Source organism: Flavonifractor sp. An9, assembly GCF_002161245.1.
GTDB lineage: Bacteria > Bacillota > Clostridia > Oscillospirales > Oscillospiraceae > Flavonifractor > Flavonifractor avicola.
Genome location: NZ_NFHC01000006.1, coordinates 24,590 through 42,949 on the forward strand (window position 1 = coordinate 24,590; position 18,360 = coordinate 42,949).

Annotated in this window: 16 protein-coding genes; 9 read left to right on the top strand and 7 right to left on the bottom strand. The window is 61.2% G+C overall.

The genetic code is table 11. The features are described from left to right. Window positions 1-78 precede the first annotated feature (78 nt). The 4 genes from lgt to B5G40_RS05900 form a co-directional block, all read right to left on the bottom strand. On the bottom strand, window positions 79-1,146 hold the full coding sequence (lgt, locus tag B5G40_RS05885; RefSeq protein WP_087399046.1) for a prolipoprotein diacylglyceryl transferase: 1,068 nt from the start codon (window positions 1,144-1,146) through the stop codon (window positions 79-81). Further along, a complete protein-coding gene (locus B5G40_RS05890) occupies window positions 1,146-2,426 on the bottom strand; it encodes an EF-P 5-aminopentanol modification-associated protein YfmH (RefSeq protein WP_087399047.1) in 1,281 nt (426 codons plus the stop codon). Before B5G40_RS05890 ends, lgt begins: the two co-directional genes overlap by 1 nt. A gap of 4 nt (window positions 2,427-2,430) precedes the next feature. Beyond that, a complete protein-coding gene (locus tag B5G40_RS05895; RefSeq protein ID WP_087266475.1) occupies window positions 2,431-3,702 on the bottom strand; it encodes an EF-P 5-aminopentanol modification-associated protein YfmF in 1,272 nt (423 codons plus the stop codon). Between the two features lie 64 nt (window positions 3,703-3,766). Then, window positions 3,767-4,957: an FtsW/RodA/SpoVE family cell cycle protein gene (locus tag B5G40_RS05900; protein ID WP_087399048.1), complete on the bottom strand. Its 1,191-nt coding sequence runs from the start codon at window positions 4,955-4,957 to the stop codon at window positions 3,767-3,769. A gap of 130 nt (window positions 4,958-5,087) precedes the next feature. Between B5G40_RS05900 and tsaE the strand changes: the two genes are divergently transcribed. Genes tsaE through upp form a run of 3 tightly spaced genes read left to right on the top strand, consistent with a single transcriptional unit; the run spans window position 5,088 to window position 6,863 of the window. Further along, window positions 5,088-5,516, top strand: a complete 429-nt coding sequence (tsaE, locus tag B5G40_RS05905) for a tRNA (adenosine(37)-N6)-threonylcarbamoyltransferase complex ATPase subunit type 1 TsaE (protein ID WP_087266478.1) — start codon at window positions 5,088-5,090, stop codon at window positions 5,514-5,516. Then, entirely contained in the window at window positions 5,513-6,223 is a 711-nt protein-coding gene (gene tsaB / locus B5G40_RS05910; protein ID WP_087399049.1) for a tRNA (adenosine(37)-N6)-threonylcarbamoyltransferase complex dimerization subunit type 1 TsaB, read from the top strand. The genes tsaE and tsaB overlap by 4 nt, the downstream gene beginning before the upstream one ends. A gap of 10 nt (window positions 6,224-6,233) precedes the next feature. Beyond that, window positions 6,234-6,863, top strand: a complete 630-nt coding sequence (gene upp / locus B5G40_RS05915) for a uracil phosphoribosyltransferase (RefSeq protein WP_087188067.1) — start codon at window positions 6,234-6,236, stop codon at window positions 6,861-6,863. 50 nt (window positions 6,864-6,913) lie between these two features. Here upp and B5G40_RS05920 read toward each other — a convergent pair whose 3' ends face one another. From B5G40_RS05920 to B5G40_RS05930, 3 genes are all read right to left on the bottom strand, one after another. Beyond that, window positions 6,914-9,121, bottom strand: coding sequence for an SF1B family DNA helicase RecD2 (locus B5G40_RS05920; RefSeq protein WP_087399050.1), 2,208 nt, complete (start codon window positions 9,119-9,121; stop codon window positions 6,914-6,916). A gap of 62 nt (window positions 9,122-9,183) precedes the next feature. Continuing rightward, window positions 9,184-9,519 (bottom strand): hypothetical protein, encoded by a 336-nt coding sequence (locus B5G40_RS05925; RefSeq protein ID WP_087188025.1) that lies wholly within the window; start codon window positions 9,517-9,519, stop codon window positions 9,184-9,186. Between the two features lie 46 nt (window positions 9,520-9,565). Beyond that, window positions 9,566-10,057, bottom strand: a complete 492-nt coding sequence (locus B5G40_RS05930; protein ID WP_343212801.1) for a COG2426 family protein — start codon at window positions 10,055-10,057, stop codon at window positions 9,566-9,568. Between the two features lie 167 nt (window positions 10,058-10,224). On the opposite strand from B5G40_RS05930, the gene pyrE reads away from it, so the two are divergent. The 6 genes from pyrE (at window position 10,225) to uvrA (ending at window position 18,307) form a co-directional block, all read left to right on the top strand. After that, on the top strand, window positions 10,225-10,899 hold the full coding sequence (pyrE, locus tag B5G40_RS05935) for an orotate phosphoribosyltransferase (RefSeq protein ID WP_087188024.1): 675 nt from the start codon (window positions 10,225-10,227) through the stop codon (window positions 10,897-10,899). Window positions 10,900-10,922: 23 nt separating this feature from the next. Then, window positions 10,923-11,597: a JAB domain-containing protein gene (radC, locus tag B5G40_RS05940; protein ID WP_087399051.1), complete on the top strand. Its 675-nt coding sequence runs from the start codon at window positions 10,923-10,925 to the stop codon at window positions 11,595-11,597. Between the two features lie 69 nt (window positions 11,598-11,666). Next, complete coding sequence (gene uvrB / locus B5G40_RS05945; protein WP_087399052.1) at window positions 11,667-13,628, top strand: excinuclease ABC subunit UvrB; 1,962 nt, start codon at window positions 11,667-11,669, stop codon at window positions 13,626-13,628. Window positions 13,629-13,652: 24 nt separating this feature from the next. After that, complete coding sequence (locus B5G40_RS05950; protein WP_087399053.1) at window positions 13,653-14,408, top strand: hypothetical protein; 756 nt, start codon at window positions 13,653-13,655, stop codon at window positions 14,406-14,408. Window positions 14,409-14,438: 30 nt separating this feature from the next. Then, complete coding sequence (locus B5G40_RS05955) at window positions 14,439-15,452, top strand: aldo/keto reductase (RefSeq protein ID WP_087399054.1); 1,014 nt, start codon at window positions 14,439-14,441, stop codon at window positions 15,450-15,452. A 29-nt stretch (window positions 15,453-15,481) separates the two neighbouring features. Further along, window positions 15,482-18,307 (top strand): excinuclease ABC subunit UvrA, encoded by a 2,826-nt coding sequence (gene uvrA, locus B5G40_RS05960; protein ID WP_087399055.1) that lies wholly within the window; start codon window positions 15,482-15,484, stop codon window positions 18,305-18,307. The last annotated feature ends 53 nt before the right edge of the window (window positions 18,308-18,360 follow it).

An 18,360-nucleotide genomic window follows, 5' to 3' on the forward strand; every position in this document is an offset into this window, starting at 1 on the left:
ACCTATGAGGGCCCGTCCCCCTTTATGACCACAAAAAGCGCCTGCCGCAAATGCGGCAGGCGCTAAAGCAAAACGTACTTATTTCTTCTTTTCTTCCATCACCAGAACCTCTTTCAGGTCGGTCCGTGCCTTCAGGGCGGAGATCATCTCCGCCTTGTCCTCGGCGGTTGCGCCCGCGGGGAGCGCATACTCCTCGACCTTGGCAAAATCCTGCTCCAGGCGCTTTTTCTGTTTGGCAAGCCACTTGCCCCCCTGTCCCTCAGGGTAGACCAGAGCCACCAGCCTGGGATGGGCCTTCATCTGGTTGACCCACAGCTTGTCCGGGTCGTGCTTGCGGAAGGCCAGCAGGTAGACCAGCGCCACGATGGCGACGGCGGCAGTGGCGAAGCCGAACACCTGGGACACCCGGATGGGGGTGTTGAAGAAGTACAGGCTGTCGGTCCGCAGGCCCTCGATGAAGCCCCGGCCCACCCCGTACCAGGCAAAGTAGCTCAAAAAGATCTGGCCGTCAAACTTCCGCCACTTCTTGGCGATGACGATGAGCAGCACCAGCCCCACCAGGTTCCACAGGGACTCATACAGGAAGGTGGGATGGACCTCTACATATTGCAGAGATCCGTTTACATACTCGTAGATACCCATGCGCCAGGGCAGATCGGTAGGACCGCCGTAGGCCTCGATGTTGACAAAGTTGCCCCACCGGCCTACCAGCTGGCCGATGAGCATTCCGTAGGCGCCCAGGTCGGCAAAGGCCAGGAATTTGATCTTCCGCACCTTGCAGAACACCAGCAGGGTAATGACCGCGGCAATGACGCCGCCGTAGATGGCCAGGCCGCCGTCCCAGATGCTTACCATGGCCCCAAAGTCCAGGGAGCCGTCCGGTCTGCGGTACAGATCCAGGTAGAAAATGATGTAGTACAGCCGGGCCCCGATGATGGACAGGGGCACGGCAAAAAAGAGCATATCGATGATGTCATCCTGACGGATGCCGAACTGGGGGGCCTTCCGGGAGCAATACACCACCGCCAGCAGGAAGCCGGCGGCGATGATCATGCCGTACCAGTGGACGGGCCATCCAAAGACCCGGAAGGCAATGGGGTTCATGGTCAGCTCCAGCCCCAGGCCGGGAAAGGATACGGTACCCATTACGCCTCACCCTCCCCCGGGCGCACCACGGCCAGACCGCACCGCTCAGCGGTCACCCAGCTGCGGATGCAGTCCTCCACGCAGGCCTGGTCAATGGAGTCGAAAATCTCCGGGAACTTGAAGTAGTCCACCCCGGTAAAGTGGGACTGGGCCATGGAGATGCAGGTAAACTCAAAGGAGTTGAGGCCCCGGACCTTGGCGCCGTAGACCCCCTTCTTCAGCCGCTGGAACAGGCCGGGGTCAATGCCCTCCCGGGCCAGACGCTCCCCTTCGGCCAGCACCGCGTCCCGCACCTTCTTGGGGTCCCGGCTCTCGCCGCCGGCCACCATCATGGCGCAGCCGGGATAGAGCTCAAAGCCGTAGCTGAAATTCTTGTTGATGAGCCCCTGGCTGTACAGCTTGGCGTACAGGGGTGTGGAGTTGCCCAGCAGAGCCTCGCAGGCCAGCTCGCCCGCCAGCTCCCGACGCATCCACTGCTCCCCCTTCTGGGCAGGATCGCACTTGAAACCCAGCATGAAGATGGGGGTGGACACCTCCATAGTCAGTTCCTTCTCGAAGCAGGCGGCCTGGGGGGCCTCCTCCCCGCCGTAGTCCCGCTCCATCTGGCCCAGAGAATCCTTGGGCAGGATCTCCTTGGCAATGGCGCACACCTGCTCCGGGTCCACGTCGCCCGCCACGGTGAGCACCATGTTGGCCGGGTTATAGAAGGCCTTGTGGCAGGCATAGAGGGTACCGGCGGTAATGTGGGAGATGGACTCCTGGGTACCGGCGATGGGCACCCGGATGGGATGGTGATCGTACAGGCACTCCATCAGGGCGTAGAACACCTGGTTCTCCGGGTCGTCCTCCACCATGCGGATCTCCTGACCGATGATGCCCTGCTCCTTGTCCACGCTCTCCTGGGTAAAGTAAGGGATGGACACAAAGGAGAGCAGGATCTTCAGGTTGTCGAAGAACTTCTCGGTGCTCTCAAAGTAATAGCCGGTGATGGCAGAGCTTGTGAATGCGTTGGGAGAGGCTCCGTTGGCCGCCAGATCCTGGAGGGCGTTGCCGTCCTCGGTGTCAAACATTTTGTGTTCCAGGAAGTGGGCCACCCCCGCCGGGGTATCCTTCCACCGACCGTCCTGGTGAAAACGCATATCCATGCCGCCGTAGTTGGTGGCAAAGAAGGCGTAGCTCTTCTGGAAGTCCCGGCGGCGGTCCACATAGATGTGGAGTCCGTTCTCCAGGATCTCATGAAATACGGTCTCCCCCAGACGGGGGTACTGCTTGCTTACCATAGAATCACTCCCTGCCTTTCAGGAAATATACGGTGTCCAGGGTCAGATCCTGGGCGGCCTCCACCACCTGGGCCCGTGTAACGGCCTCCACCCGGGCGGCCATGTCGTCGGGGCCGTCGGTGAGACCGGCTGCGGACTGGCCCAGCCAGTAGTCCTCCAGCCGGGCCTGGGTGTCCAGGGTGGTGCGCAGGGTGCTCACCACCGACCGGCGGGCCCACTCCAGCTCATCGTCGGAGAAGTCCCCGGTCTGGCACTTGTAGAGCTGGGAGAGGATCTCGGCCTCCGCCTGGCCCACCTTGTCAAACTCCACACCGGAGGAGACCAGCATCACGTCCTTGTATTTCATCAGGCCGGAGCTGGCGTAGTAGCACAGGCTCAGCTTCTCCCGCACGTTCATAAACAGCTTGGAGGTAGTGGTGCCGCCATAGATGGCGTTGACCAGGGTGAGGGCCGGATAGTTCTGATCCCAGGCGTCGCAGTTGGTACGGAAGCCCATAGCCAGCTTGCCCTGGGTCACATCCAGGGATTCCTCTACCCGTTTGGCCTGCTTGGGCGCCTTTCCCTTGGCGGGGCGGACCAGACCGGCCCGCTCCCCCTCCGGCAGCACCGCCAGCAGAGGCCCGAAGGCCGCCTGTACCCGCTGGGCGTCCGCCGAGCCGCAGTAGTAGAGTTCCACCCGGGCCTCCTTCAGCAGGGCCTGATAGCCCGCCCAAAGCGACTGGGGAGTGATGGCCTCCACCGCCTCCAGGCTGCCCAGCTTATCCACGCCGAAGCTCTCCCCGGCGCACATCTCGGCCACCACCCGGATCTGGGCGTACTGCCGCTTATCATTGACCTGGGCCTTGATGCGGTCGGCCAGATTGGCCTTCTCCTGCCCGGTATAGTCGGGGCAGAAGGCCCCGTCCTGGGTATAGGGGGCGCCGATCAGCTCCGCCAGCAGGGCGGCGGCCGGCTCCAGCACCTGCTCCTTGTTCAGGGTGTAGGCGTCATCCAGAAAGCTGCCCACAAAGCCCACGCACTGGGTCTCGCCTTTCTTCCGCACCATGGGCTCCAGAGAACCGCCGTACAGCTCGTCCAGGGCAGCGGACAGGGATTCCATATCAGGATGAGCCGCCGTTCCCCGGCGGAGCACCATGGGAGCCAGGGCATTGAGAGAGGCCTTTTCCGCCGTCAGCGGGGTGAGAAACTGGGCCCCCAATACACTGGATTTAAATTTTTTGGTCTGTACCGCCGTCAGCCAGACGCCGGGCTGCAATTCGATCCTTGTGACCTTCATGTGCTAAGAACCGTCCTTTCTTGTTTACCTCCATAGCCTGCCCCATTGGACAGGCTCTATCCATCTACAGCCTGCTGCGGTCCCGCAGCCAGCTGGGCAAAGAGCGCATTTTGATGCTGGAAACCACGCCCATGGCGGCATACATGGTGACGATGGAGGAGCCGCCATAGCTGATAAAGGGCAGGGTCAGGCCTACCACCGGGAATACATAGAGGCACATCCCCACATTGACGCCCACCTGAGCCAGCAGCATACCGGCGTAGCCCATAGCAATAAAGGCGCTCTGGGGAGAGCAGGCCCGCCGGGCCACCCACACGCACCGCAGGATGATGGCCACCAGCAAAACCAGCAGCAGCAGACAGCCGATCAGGCCAAACTCCTCGCCGCAGACGGCAAAGATCTCGTCGGTCTCCCGGGCGGGCAGAGACTGCTTGTACTGACTCTGGGTCTGGATACCCTGGAGGTAACCCATGCCGGTGAGGCCGCCGCTGCCGATGGCCATGATGCTGCGACTCTGCTGCCAGCCCTTACCCTGGGTCTGCTCCCAAATGGTATCGGGGTTGCCCAAAATGTGGTCGATGACCACGGTGAACCGCTTCATATAATACATATCTTTGACGTGGGGCCAAATCAGCACCACACCCACCACGCATACCACCACGGCCAGCAGGAACCAGCGTTTCTTGACCCCGGCGCACCAAGCCATAATGACAAAAATGATCAGATAAGTCAGGCCCATGCCGAAGTCGCCGGAGGTCACCGCCACCACACCGAACATGAACAGGGTGTGCCCCGCGATCTGGAACACCGAGGAGGGCTTGCTGATGCCCTTGTCCCGCAGCCGGCTCATCTGCCAGGCCAGCAGCAGTACAAAGGTCAGCTTGGCCAGCTCGGCGGGCTGAAGGTTGACGGGAAACCCAGGAATGTGAAGCCAGCTGCGGTTGCCGTTGACCTCCACACCCAGAGGGGTGCGGACCAGCGCGTTGATGACCACGTTAAAGAGCAGCAGCCACTTCCAGGATTTATCCACGAACAGCTCGATGTCCACCGAGGACATGAGCATATAGATCACAACACCCATAACAATCGCCACGGCCTGCACGATCATGCAGCGCATGGCGTCCGCCTCGCCCAGGTAGCGGGTGGCGCTGAAGATGAGCACCAGACCATACCCACTGGCCAGCAGGCACAGGGTCAGCAGCAGCCGGTCACCCTGCTGCCAGAAGGAACGAAAGGAATCTCTCAGCCAGGACACCGGCTCGCCTCCTTACCTATTTCGTCCGCGGGTTCGGACGTACGTCAAATTAGTTTACCATCTTTTTTGCGTTTGGTAAACAGGTGTGTTATAATCTTGTCAGAATCTTCACATTTTGAAGAGGTGCTATATGGAAATTATAACCAACTCCCCTGCTGAGACCGAGGCCGCAGGCGCTGCTCTGGCCGCCCGGCTGAATCCGGGGAGCGTCATCGCCTTTACCGGCGATCTGGGGGCGGGCAAGACCGCCTTTACCCGAGGTCTTGCCCGCGGCCTTGGGGTGGAGGAGCGGGTGACCAGCCCCACCTTTACCATTGTCAATGAGTACGAGGGCGGGCGTCTGCCCCTGTTCCACTTTGATATGTACCGGCTGGGCTCTTCAGACGAGCTCTTCGACATCGGCTGGGAGGACTACCTGGCCCGGGGCGGCGTATGCGCCGTGGAGTGGAGCGAAAACATCGCCGATGCGCTGGAGGAGGATACCATCCGGGTGGACATCCGCCGGGGCGAGCACGACGACCAGCGCATCATCACCATTACGGGAGGTCCCCAACCATGAAAATACTGGCTCTGGAATCCTCCGCCACCGCCTGCTCGGCGGCGCTGTGCGAGGATGAAAAGCTCATTGCCCAATCCTATCAGAACAACGGCCTGACCCATTCGGTCACCCTGATGCCCATGACCACTTCCCTGCTCTCCGGGTGCGGCCTTACTCTGGAGGATGTGGACGTCATCGCCGTAGCGGCGGGCCCCGGCTCCTTTACCGGCCTGCGCATCGGCGTAGCCGCCGCCAAGGGCCTGGCCTGGCCAGGCAGCAAGCCCTGCGCCGCCTGCTCCACCCTGGAATCCATGGCCTGGAACCTGGCCCACACCGGGCTGGAGATCTGCGCCGTCATGGACGCCCGGCGGCATCAGGTGTACAACGCCCGCTTTGCCAGTAACGGTGAAACGCTGGAGCGCCTGACTCCCGACCGTGCCATTTCCCTGGAGGAGCTGGGGGCGGAATTAAAAAACAGCGGAAAAACGCAATTACTGGTTGGAGACGGCGCGGTTTTATGCTATACTACCCTCAAAGGGCTGGGGCTGGACGTCCGCCTGGCGCCCCCCCATCTGCAATTCCAGAGCGCGTGGGGCGTGGCCCGGTGCGGTCTGGAGCTTGCCCGGCAGGGCCTGCTCACCGACGCGGCGGGTCTGGCGCCCGACTATCACCGGCTCTCCCAGGCTGAACGGGAGCGGCTGGCAAAAGAACAAAACAAAGGGGAATAGCGCCATGGATATGGAAAAAGTACACATTCTCGATCATCCTCTCCTGCAGCACAAGCTGTCTATCCTCCGGGATGAGACCACCGGCGTCAGGGACTTCCGTCAGGTCGTCTCTGAGATCGCCACCCTCATGTGCTATGAGGCCACCCGCGACCTGCCCATGGAGGAGGTAGAGATCAAGACCCCCATCACCACCGGCAAGTTCAAGACCATCGCCGGCAAGAAGCTGGCCATCGTTCCTGTTCTGCGGGCCGGCCTGGGTATGGTGGACGGCATCCTGACCCTGATCCCCTCCGCCAAGGTGGGCCACATCGGTCTGTACCGTGACCCCGATACTCTGGAGCCTGTGGAGTATTACTGCAAGATGCCCAACGACATCGCCGAGCGCGAGGTTATCATTCTGGATCCCATGCTGGCCACCGGCGGCTCCGCCTCCGCTGCTATCCAGTTCATCAAGAACTATGAGGTCAAGCACATCAAGCTGATGAACATCATCGCCGCCCCCGAGGGCATCGAGCGGGTCCATCACGATCATCCCGATGTGGACATCTACTGCGCCGCTCTGGATGAGAAGCTGAACGAGCACGGCTACATCGTTCCCGGTCTGGGCGATGCCGGCGACCGCATCTTTGGCACCAAGTAAATTATATTGCAAAAAGGTCCTCTTCCCCACTGGGAAGAGGACCTTTTTTATTATTCTTTCATCTGCACCAGCCGCCATCGCAGGCCGGAGTACCGCCGCTGCTGGCGGTCGTTGGCGGTCATGGTGGCCACCACTTCCTCATCCCCCACCAGGATGAGCAGTTCCCGGGCCCGGGTGATGGCGGTGTACAGCACTCCCCTGGTGAGCAGCATGGGGGCCCCCTCGCTCACCGCCAGGATCACCGCCCGGTACTCGCTGCCCTGGGCCTTGTGTACGGTAATGGCATAAGCGGGCTCCAGTTCTACCAGCATATCCTGGGTGTACTCCACCACCCTGCCCTCAAAATCTACAGTGAGGGTGCCCTCCCGGTTGTCCACCCGGGTAATGGTGCCGATATCTCCGTTAAAAATGCCCATGCCGCTGTCGGAACCGTCGTGCCAGATCACATCGTAGTTGTTGCGTACCTGCATGACCCGGTCACCCTGGCGGAACACATACTCCCCGAACCGCTTCTCCGGCTTGTCTGGCTGGGCGGGATTCACCGCCTCCTGAATGGCCCGGTTGAGAGAGGCAGTGCCGGTGACCCGCTTGCGGGTGGGAGAGAGCACCTGGATTTGATCGGCGGGAATGCCCATATTGTTGGGCAGCCGGGTCTGGATCAGCTCCACAATGGTCTCAGCCGCCCGGGCCGGGTCCTTCCGGCGCAGGAAGAAGAAGTCATGCTCCCGGTCCTTCAGGTCGGGCAGCTGGCCCCGGTTTACTCCGTGGGCGTTGCGGACGATGGCACTCTCGGCGGCCTGCCGGAAAATCTCGGTGAGCCGCACCATAGGGATGGCTCCGCTGCGGATCAGATCGGAAAACAGATTGCCGGGGCCCACGCTGGGCAGCTGGTCCGGGTCCCCCACCAGGATCAGGCGGCAGTCGTCCCGCAGGGCGGCCAGCAGCCCCTGCATCAGCACGATGTCCACCATGGAGGTCTCGTCCACGATGACGGCGTCCGCCTTCAGGGGATCGCTCTCGTCGTGGGCGAAGATCAGCTTGCCGGAGCGGGGGTCGTACTGGGTCTCCAGCAGCCGGTGGATGGTATATCCCTCCGCCCCGCACAGCTCTCCCAGCCGCTTGGCGGCCCGGCCGGTGGGGGCGGCCAGGGCGGTCTCCAGCCCCAGCTGGTCAAAGAGGGCCAAAACCCCCCGCAGGGAGGTGGTCTTGCCGGTGCCGGGGCCGCCGGTGAGGAGCATCACCTGGCTGGTGGCCGCCAGGGCCACCGCCTCCCGCTGCTGGGGTGCGTACACGATGCCCTGGCCGTCCTGGATACGGTCGATGAGTTCATCCAGGCCGTGGGGGGCGGTGAGCTCACCCCGGGACATCTCTGTGAGCCGCCAGGCCACATACTGCTCGGCCTCGCACAGGGCCTGGAGGTAGACGGCCTCCTCCCCTGCCACCGGCTCCTGGATCACCTCGCCCCGCTCCAGCAGGGTCTCCAAGGCATCCTCCAGGCTCTCCCCCTCCACGCCGATGAGCTGGCCGGTGGCCAGGAGCAGCTTGCGCCGGGGCAAAAAGGCATGGCCGTTATCCAGATTATAGGTTAGTTCAAAAAGAAGGGCGGCCTCAATGCGTTGAGGATCGTCCCCCTCCATACCCATGGACAGGGCCAGGGCGTCGGCTGTGGAGAAGTCCACCCCCAGCTTCTCGTCCACCATCAGATAGGGATTGCCCCGGATGACCTCCAGGGCCCGGTCCCCGTACCGGCGGTACAGCGGCATGGCCAGCTGGAGGGGCACCTCATGCTCTCCCAGAAAGGCCAGCAGCCGCCGCATCCCCATCTGAAGCCGGAAGTGCTCCCCGATGGTCAGGGCCTTCTTGCGGGTGATACCCTTGATGCGGGTAAGCTGCTCCGGGTGCTCCTCCAGCACGGTGAGGGCGTCCTCCCCAAACTCCTCGATCATCCGCCGGGCGGTAGCGGCGCCGATGCCCCGCACCGCCCCCGAGGACAGGTAGTCGAAGATGGCCTTGGCCCCGGCGGGCAGACGCCGCTCCACTGTCTCAGCCTTGAACTGCTCGCCGTAGGAGGCGTGGCGGGTCCAACTGCCCTGGACCGAGATACTCTCTCCAGGGGCCACCCCCGGCATACAGCCCACCACCGTGACCAGAGCACCATCCCCGACGTCAAGACGAAGCACCGTGTAGCCGTTCTCCTCGTTCTGGTAGATCACGGCCGACACGGTGCCCTGCATATAATCCTGTGACTCCTCCTGCATGGCTGCCCCTCCTTGTGTCGCTTGGAGAATATGATACCATCCGCAGGCGGATTTGTCGAATGCTATTTCTCTGTGATGTACTCGCTCAGCCGCCCGGCAGGACAGACCACCACGCCAGTGGCGCCGGTGAGCAGGGCGGCAGCCACCGCCTTTCCCGCCGGGTCCAGTCCGCCGTCGGCGATCACGATGGTAAACCCCTTTTTCTGCCGCCCCCGCAGCCACAGCAGCCGCTTTACATCCTGCTCCAGATGAGCGCCCTCCCCCGCCGCCGGGACTACGGCGTAGACCGGGCCGGCCCCTTCCGCCGGAGCAAGCAGCCATCCAAACAGCACCCAGCCCAGGGCCAGAAGGCCGATGGCCGCCAGCAGGGCCAATACGGCCTGTAAGATTCCGTCCAAACCCTTCACCTCCGCCCCATCCTATGCACGGGGCGGAAGAAGGGACTCAGCTCCCTACGGTGGAGACCACAATGCCGGTGGCAAAGGTCATGATCAGCCCGGCGGTGACCACACCCAGGAAAATGGAGGGCAGCGCTTTCCGCAAAGGCATATCCAGGAAGGCGGCCGCCAGGGCGCCGGTCCAGGCGCCGGTGCCCGGCAGGGGGATAGCCACAAATATCCACAGACCGATATATTTATATTTGGTCACCTTCTGCCCCTTCAGGTGGGCCTTTTTTTCCAGCTTGTCCACCAGGGAATTGAGCTTGGGGGATTTCCGGCGCATCCATAGAAAAATCCGCCGGATATAAACGATAATAAAGGGGATGGGGATCATATTGCCAATAATCGAGGCCACCAGCGCCTGTCCCGGAGGCAGGCCCAGAGCGGTACCGAAGGGCACGCCGCCCCGCAGCTCAATGATAGGCACCATGGACACCAGCATGGTAAAAAACATTTCGCCCAGATTGGTGGACGTCAGCCATTGCAGCAATTCCAAAAGAGAACACCTCGCTTGCGTCAGTTTCTGTATTGTATCATATTGGCGGGAAAAAGAACAATTAAAATTTCCTAAAACCATCTTTTCTTTGGACGGCGCAGGCCCTTGTCCAGTTCCTTCATCAGTGGTATAATATTTTGACTATTTTGAGAAGAGAGGTTTTTCACATGACCTACAAAGAAGAATTCATCACCTTCATGGTGCGCTCCGGCGTGCTCACCTTCGGCGACTTCACCACCAAGTCCGGCCGCAAGACCCCCTATTTCATCAACACCGGCAACTACAAGACCGGCGCTCAGGCTGCCAAGCTGGGCGACTACTACGCCGCCTGCATCCAGGAGAACCTGCCCGAGGGCGTGACCTGCCTGTTTGGCCCCGCCTACAAGGGCATCCCTCTGGCTGTCACCGCCGCTGCCTCCCTGTACCGCAACTATGAGCGGGACCTGCCCTACTGCTTCAACCGCAAGGAGGCCAAGGACCACGGCGAGGGCGGCTCCATGGTGGGCTACAAGCCTCAGGACGGAGACGACGTGGTCATCGTGGAGGACGTGGTTACCGCCGGTACCGCCGTGCGTGAGACCATTGAGCTCTTCAAACACGTGGCCAACGTGAACATGAAGGCCCTCATCGTGTCCGTGGACCGCATGGAGCGTGGCACCAAGGACTGCTCTACCCTGGACGAGCTGCGGGAGGACTACGGCATCGCCGTCTACCCCATCGTCACCGTCAAGGAGATCATTTCCTTCCTCCACAATAAGGAGATCGACGGCAAGGTCTACATTGACGACGAGATGAAGAGCAAAATGGAAGCCTATCTGGCTCAGTACGGCGCCAAGGCCTAAACATATAAAGGAGGAGTCCGGCCATGGGAACCCATGACGGCCACCGTCAGCGGTTAAAAACTGAATTTCTGGCCCGGCCGGACTCCTTTCCCGACCACAAGCTGCTGGAATTGCTCCTGTTCTACGCCAATCCCCGCAGCGATACCAATCCCCTGGCCCATGAGCTTCTGAATCATTTCGGCTCTCTGGCTGGGGTACTGGACGCAACACCAGAGGAGCTGCAAAAGGTCAAAGGTATTGGCGAACACGCCGCCGTTCTGTTCAAAGCCGCCAAGGAATTGTCCGGCCGCTATCTCACCGCCCGCACCCAGATGGACGACATTGCCCGGAACACCAGAGACTATTTTGCCCTGCTCCAGCCCTACTTCTTCGGCGCCCGCAACGAGCAGCTCTGCCTGCTGTGCATGGACGGTAAGGGCAAGGTGCTGGGTATCCGCAAGCTGGGCGAGGGCAATGTAAACGCCGTCAACATTACCACCCGGCTCATCGCTGAGGCCGCCCTCTCCCTCAATGCCGCGGCGGTGGTGCTGGCTCACAATCACGTCTCCGGGATTGCCTTCCCCTCCGGCGACGATATCGCCACCACGGAAAGTCTGGCCCCCTTCCTGGCCCGGATGGGTGTGGAGTTGGTGGACCACCTGATTTTCGTGGACGACGATATGGTGTCCCTCCGGGACAGCGGCTTCTACCGGCCATAAGAACATTCTTTCGATTCATCGTTGCAATGGAACTGATGTTCTGATACAATGTGTCTGAGAGGTGATGGTATGCCTAAATTTGAAGTGGTCAGCGAATATCAGCCGGCAGGCGATCAGCCCGAGGCCATTGCCGCCCTGGCGGCAGGCATCGAAAACGGGTTGGATGAGCAAACCCTGCTGGGCGTCACCGGTTCGGGCAAGACCTTCACCATGGCCAAGGTCATCGAGGCGGTCCAGCGGCCCACCCTGGTGCTGGCCCACAACAAGACCCTGGCCGCCCAGCTGTGCGCCGAGTTCAAGGAGTTCTTCCCCAACAACGCGGTGGAGTATTTCGTGTCCTACTACGACTACTACCAGCCCGAGGCCTATATCCCCCATACCGATACCTTTATTGAAAAGGACTCTGCGGTGAACGAGGAGATTGACCGGCTGCGGCTGGCGGCCACCGCCTCCCTGATGGAGCGGCGGGACGTGATCGTGGTGTCCTCGGTGTCCTGTATCTACGGCCTGGGCGAGCCGGAGGACTTCGCCAAAATGATGGTCTCCCTCCGGGTGGGCGCTCAGATGGAGCGGGACGAGCTGCTGAAAAAGCTGGTGGCCATCCGCTATGAGCGCAACGACATCGCCTTTGAGCGCAATATGTTCCGGGTCCGCGGGGACACGGTGGAGATCTTCCCCGCCTACTGGAAGGACTCCGCCATCCGGGTGGAGTTTTTTGGCGACGAGATCGACCGCATCAGCGAGATCAACGTGGTCACCGGCTCCCCCATCCGGCGGCTCAACACCATCCCCATCTGGCCTGCCACCCACTACGTCACCCCCAAGGAAAAAATGGACGCCGCCATTCAGGAGATCTATAAGGAACTGGAGGAGCGTGTGGCCTTCTTCGAGCGGGAGGGCAAGCTTATCGAGGCCCAGCGCATCAAGCAGCGCACCATGTACGACGTGGAGATGATGCAGGAGCTGGGCTACTGCACCGGTATCGAGAACTACAGCCGGGTCATTGAGGGCCGCCCCGCCGGGTCGCCCCCCCACACCCTGCTGGACTACTTCCCCAAGGATTTTGTCCTCTTCATCGACGAGAGCCACGTGACCCTCCCCCAGGTGCGGGCCATGTACAACGGTGACCGCGCCCGAAAGACCTCCCTGGTGGACTACGGCTTCCGTCTCCCCTGCGCCTTTGACAACCGGCCTCTGAAGTTTGAGGAGTTCCAGAAACGCCTCAATCAGGTGGTCTATGTGTCCGCCACCCCCGGCGAGTACGAGCGGGAGCGGTCAGGCCAGATCGTGGAGCAGGTCATCCGTCCCACCGGCCTGCTGGACCCCAGGATCGAGGTGCGCCCGGTGGAGGGCCAGATCGACGACCTCATTGGGGAGATCAACGACCGCACCGCCCGGAAGGAGCGGGTGCTGGTCACCACCCTCACCAAGAAGATGGCGGAGGATCTCACCGCCTATCTCACCAATGCCGGCATCAAGGTGCGGTATATGCACCACGATATCGACACCATCGAGCGGATGGAGATCATCCGGGACCTGCGGCTGGGCACCTTCGACGTGCTGGTGGGCATCAACCTGCTGCGCGAAGGTCTGGACCTGCCGGAGGTCTCTCTGGTGGCCATTCTGGACGCCGACAAGGAGGGCTTCCTCCGCTCCGAGACCTCCCTCATCCAGACCATCGGCCGTGCCGCCCGAAACGCCCAGGGTCTGGTGGTCATGTACGCCGACTCCATCACCCCCTCCATGCGCCGTGCCATGGACGAGACCGAGCGCCGCCGGGCCAAGCAGGACGCCTTCAACCAGGCCCACGGCATCGTGCCCAAGACTGTCATCAAGTCGGTGCGGGACGTCATCGACCTGTCCGAGGACAAAGGCGAGCTGCCCCACTCCAAGAAGGCTCTGTCCAAGAAGGAGAAGGAGGCCGCCATCGCCAAGCTGGAGAAGGAGATGAAAGAAGCTTCCAAGAGATTGGAATTCGAGTACGCCGCCATCCTCCGGGACCGTATCATCGAGCTGCGGGGCCAGGGGTGACCTCTTACAAGGAGGGCTGTTATCATGTACGACCGGCTGAAAAAGATCCTGCCCATTGTTTTGATCGTTATTGTCGCTGTCTTTTCCGTCCTCTATTTTTTTATTGGCCGCCGGTACGGCGTGGAGTACCAGGACGCCCTCTACTTCCTCAACTCCGAGCGCGGCGCCACAGTGTACTCCGCCAAAGTGGACGGTCAGAGTGCCTCCTTCACGGTAGAAGGAAACACCGTCACTTACCACTGGGGGGACACGGTCTACGGCCCCTATACCGTCCGTGAAGACCCCACTGCCGCCCCAGGCGGAGAGTGGGAGTCCCTGGACCTGATCGGTGTAGAGATCCGGGAGGAGGACAGCATTCTTTTTCGGGGCGGATACACCGAAGATCTGTTTCTGTTTATACGGGAGGACGGCGAGCCTGATTCCGACCTCTTTCATGTCACCTACTCGGTGAACGGTGTCGAACACGACGCAGACGGCAATGTGGTGGACCCACACCGGCCCAGCCTGTCCACCCTCATCCGATTCTCCCAGCTACCCCAAGCGGACACCCACCGGGGCAGCCTGATGTACTGGTTCTTTGGGCTTTTGACGGCTGGAATTGCCGCTCTGCTCATCAGGTTCGACGACACCCTGTTCCGGTGGGACCTATCCTTCCGCATCCGGAACCCGGAGTATGCCGAGCCCTCTGACTGGGAGATTTTTTCCCGTATCTTCAGCTGGATCGCATTTACACTTCTCTCCCTCGGCCTGTTTATCGCGGGACTCGTTATCATTAACTGACCAAACATCATACAAAGTGAGGTTTTTGTCATGAATTACGTCACACTTGGTAAAACTGGACTTAAAGCCGCCCAGGTTTCCTTCGGCGGCATTCCCATCCAGCGCTCCGACGCCGCCAATACTAAGGCGGTAGTGGACAAGCTGGAGCAGTACGGCATGAACTACATCGACACCGCCCGTGGCTACACCGTGTCCGAAGAGTATCTGGGCGCCGCCCTGGAGGGCCGCCGGGACAAGTTCATCCTGGCTACCAAATCCATGGCCCGTGACAAAGAGTCCATGGCCAAGGATATCGACATCAGCCTGAAAAACCTGCGCACCGACTACATCGATGTATATCAGATCCACAACCTGCCCGAGGCCGAGATTGACAAGGTGTTTGGCGAAGGCGGTGCCTGGGAGGCGCTGGAGGAGGCCAAGGCCGCCGGTAAGATCGGTCACCTTGGCGTCACCGCCCACAACGTGGATGCGTTGAAGAAGATGATCGAGCTCCACGGCGACAAGATTGAAACCATCATGTTCCCCTACAACATCGTGGAGATCCACGGCCATGAGGTATTGAAGAAGGCCAAGGAGATGGATATCGGCACCATTGCCATGAAGCCCATGGCCGGCGGCAATCTGGACGACTGGAACCTGGCTCTGCGGTTCATTGCCGCCTCGGGCGTCATTGATATTTCCATCCCCGGTATGGGCTCCCCTGAGGAGGCCGACCGCAACGCCGAGGCCGCCGGGCACTTCTCCCCTCTCACCCAGGAGGAGCTGGCCGAGTGCGACCGCATCCGCAAGGAGCTGGGCAACGAGTTCTGCCGCCGCTGCAACTACTGCGCCCCCTGCCCCAACGGCATCAGCATCCCCAACTGCTTCCTGATGGCCAACTATGCCCGCAAATACGGCCTGGCCGACTGGGCCAAGGCCCGGTACGACGCCATGCAGTACCACGCCGGCTCCTGCGTCCAGTGCGGCGCCTGCGAGAAGCGCTGCCCCTACAACCTGCCTATCCGTGATATGCTGACCAAGGTGGCCGATCTGTTCGGCTATTGATCTTTTCCCTCCAAAGGAGTACCTGAACCATGCTCGACCATATTTCCGTCAAAGGCGCTCGCGCCAATAATCTGAAAAACATCGATGTGGACATCCCCCGTGACAAGCTGGTGGTGCTCACCGGCCTGTCCGGCTCGGGCAAGTCCTCTCTGGCCTTTGACACCATCTATGCCGAGGGACAGCGCCGCTATGTGGAGTCCCTGTCCTCCTATGCCCGGATGTTTCTGGGGCAGATGGAGAAGCCTGACGTGGATTACATCGACGGTCTCTCCCCCGCCATCTCCATCGACCAGAAGACCACCTCCAAAAACCCCCGGTCCACCGTGGGCACCGTCACCGAAATTTATGACTACCTCCGTCTGCTGTGGGCCCGGGTAGGCACCCCCCACTGCCCCAAGTGCGGCAAGGAGATTAAGCAGCAGACCATCGACCAGATCATTGACCAGGTGCTGGAGCTGCCCGAGGCCACCCGCATTCAGGTCATGGCCCCGGTGGTCCGCGGCAAGAAGGGCACCCACCAGAAGCTGCTGGAGGACGCCCGCAAGTCGGGCTACGTCCGCTGCCGGGTGGACGGCTCCCTGTACGACCTGACGGAAGAGATCGAGCTGGACAAGAACAAGAAGCACAACATCGAGATTGTGGTGGACCGGCTGGTCATCAAAGAGGATATCGCCCGCCGGCTCACTGACTCGGTGGAGGTGGCCTCTAACCTGGCCGGCGGTCTGGTTGTCATCAACATCGTAGGCGAGGACCGGGATATCATGTTCTCCCAGAATTACGCCTGTGAGGACTGCGGCATCTCCATCGAGGAGCTGTCCCCCCGTATGTTCTCCTTCAACAACCCCTTCGGCGCCTGCCCCACCTGTACCGGCCTGGGCTCTCAGCTGAAGGTGGACCCGGACCTCATCATCCCCAACAAAGAACTGTCCATTCTGGAGGGGGCCATCACCGCCTCCGGCTGGAACAACATCAAGGGGGACTCCATCTCCCGGATGTATTTTGAGGCTCTGTCCAAGAAGTACAACTTCAAGCTGACCACCCCTATCAAAGACCTGTCGGCAGAGATCATGGATATCATTCTCTACGGCACCAGGGGGGAAAAGCTGAAGCTGACCTATGAGCGGGAAAACGGCCACGGCACCCTGATGCAGCCCTTTGAGGGCATCATCAACAACCTGGAACGCCGTTATAAGGAGACCCAGTCCGACGCCATGCGCCGGGATCTGGAGGACTGCATGGGCGAACGCCCCTGCCCCGACTGCGGCGGCAAGCGCCTGCGGAAGGAGGCTCTGGCTGTCACCGTGGGGGGCATCAACATCGACACCTTCTGCCGCAAGTCTGTGACCGAAGCACTGGACTTTGTGGACCACCTGGAGCTCTCCGATCAGAAAATGCTCATCGCCGACCGCATCCTGAAGGAGATTAAGAATCGTCTGGGTTTCCTCCAGAGCGTGGGCCTGCAATATCTGACCCTGAGCCGGGCCGCAGCCACTCTGTCCGGCGGTGAGAGCCAGCGTATCCGCCTGGCCACTCAGATCGGCTCCTCCCTGATGGGGGTGCTCTACATCCTGGACGAGCCCTCCATCGGCCTGCACCAGCGGGACAACGACAAGCTGCTGGCCACACTCAAGCACCTGCGTGACCTGGGCAACACCCTGCTTGTGGTGGAACACGACGAGGATACCATGCGTCAGGCCGACTATATCGTGGATATTGGCCCCGGCGCAGGCGTCCATGGCGGCCAGGTGGTGGCCTGCGGCACCGCCGAAGAGGTGATGAATACCCCCGGCTCCATCACCGGTGACTACCTGTCCGGCCGGAAGAAAATCCCCGTTCCGGCGGAGCGGCGGACCGGTAACGGCCACTTCCTCACGGTCAAGGGCGCGGCGGAGAACAACCTGCAAAATGTGGATGTGTCCATTCCTCTGGGTACCTTCACCTGTGTCACCGGCGTGTCCGGCTCCGGCAAATCCTCCCTGGTCAACGAGATCCTCTATAAGCGGCTGGCCGCCGACCTGAACCGGGCCAAAACCCGCCCCGGCAAGCACCAGTCCATCGAAGGCGAGGAATATCTGGACAAAATCATTGCCATCGACCAGTCCCCCATCGGCCGCACCCCCCGGTCCAATCCGGCCACCTACACCGGCCTCTTCAACGACATCCGGGACCTGTTCGCCTCCACCCCCGACGCCAAGGCCAGAGGTTACGGCCCCGGCCGGTTCTCCTTCAATGTCCGGGGCGGACGGTGCGAGGCCTGCCAGGGCGACGGTCTCATCAAGATCGAGATGCACTTCCTTCCTGATATCTACGTCCCCTGCGAGGTATGTAAGGGAAAGCGGTACAACCGGGAAACCCTGGAGGTACGCTACAAGGGCAAGAACATCTATGAGGTGCTGGATATGACGGTGGAGGAGGCCCTCCCCTTCTTCGAGCACCTGCCCCGGCTGTACAACAAGCTCCAGACCCTCTACGAGGTGGGTCTCAGCTATGTAAAGCTGGGCCAGCCCTCCACCGAGCTGTCCGGAGGCGAGGCCCAGCGTGTCAAGCTGGCCACTGAGCTGGCCAAGCGCTCCACCGGCAAGACCATCTATATCCTGGATGAGCCCACCACCGGCCTTCACACCGCCGATGTGCATAAGCTGATCGAGGTACTTCAGAAGCTGGTGGACGCGGGCAACACCGTGGTGGTCATCGAGCACAATCTGGACGTGATCAAGACTGCCGACCACGTCATTGATCTGGGCCCCGAGGGCGGCTCCGGCGGCGGTACTATTGTTGCGACCGGTACCCCCGAGGCGGTGGCCCAGTGCCCCGCCTCCTACACCGGGCAGTATCTGAAGCGGATGCTGGAGTGACCTCAGGAGAGCTGACAGCCCATTGTGATGAATAAAAAACAGGCGCACTGCTA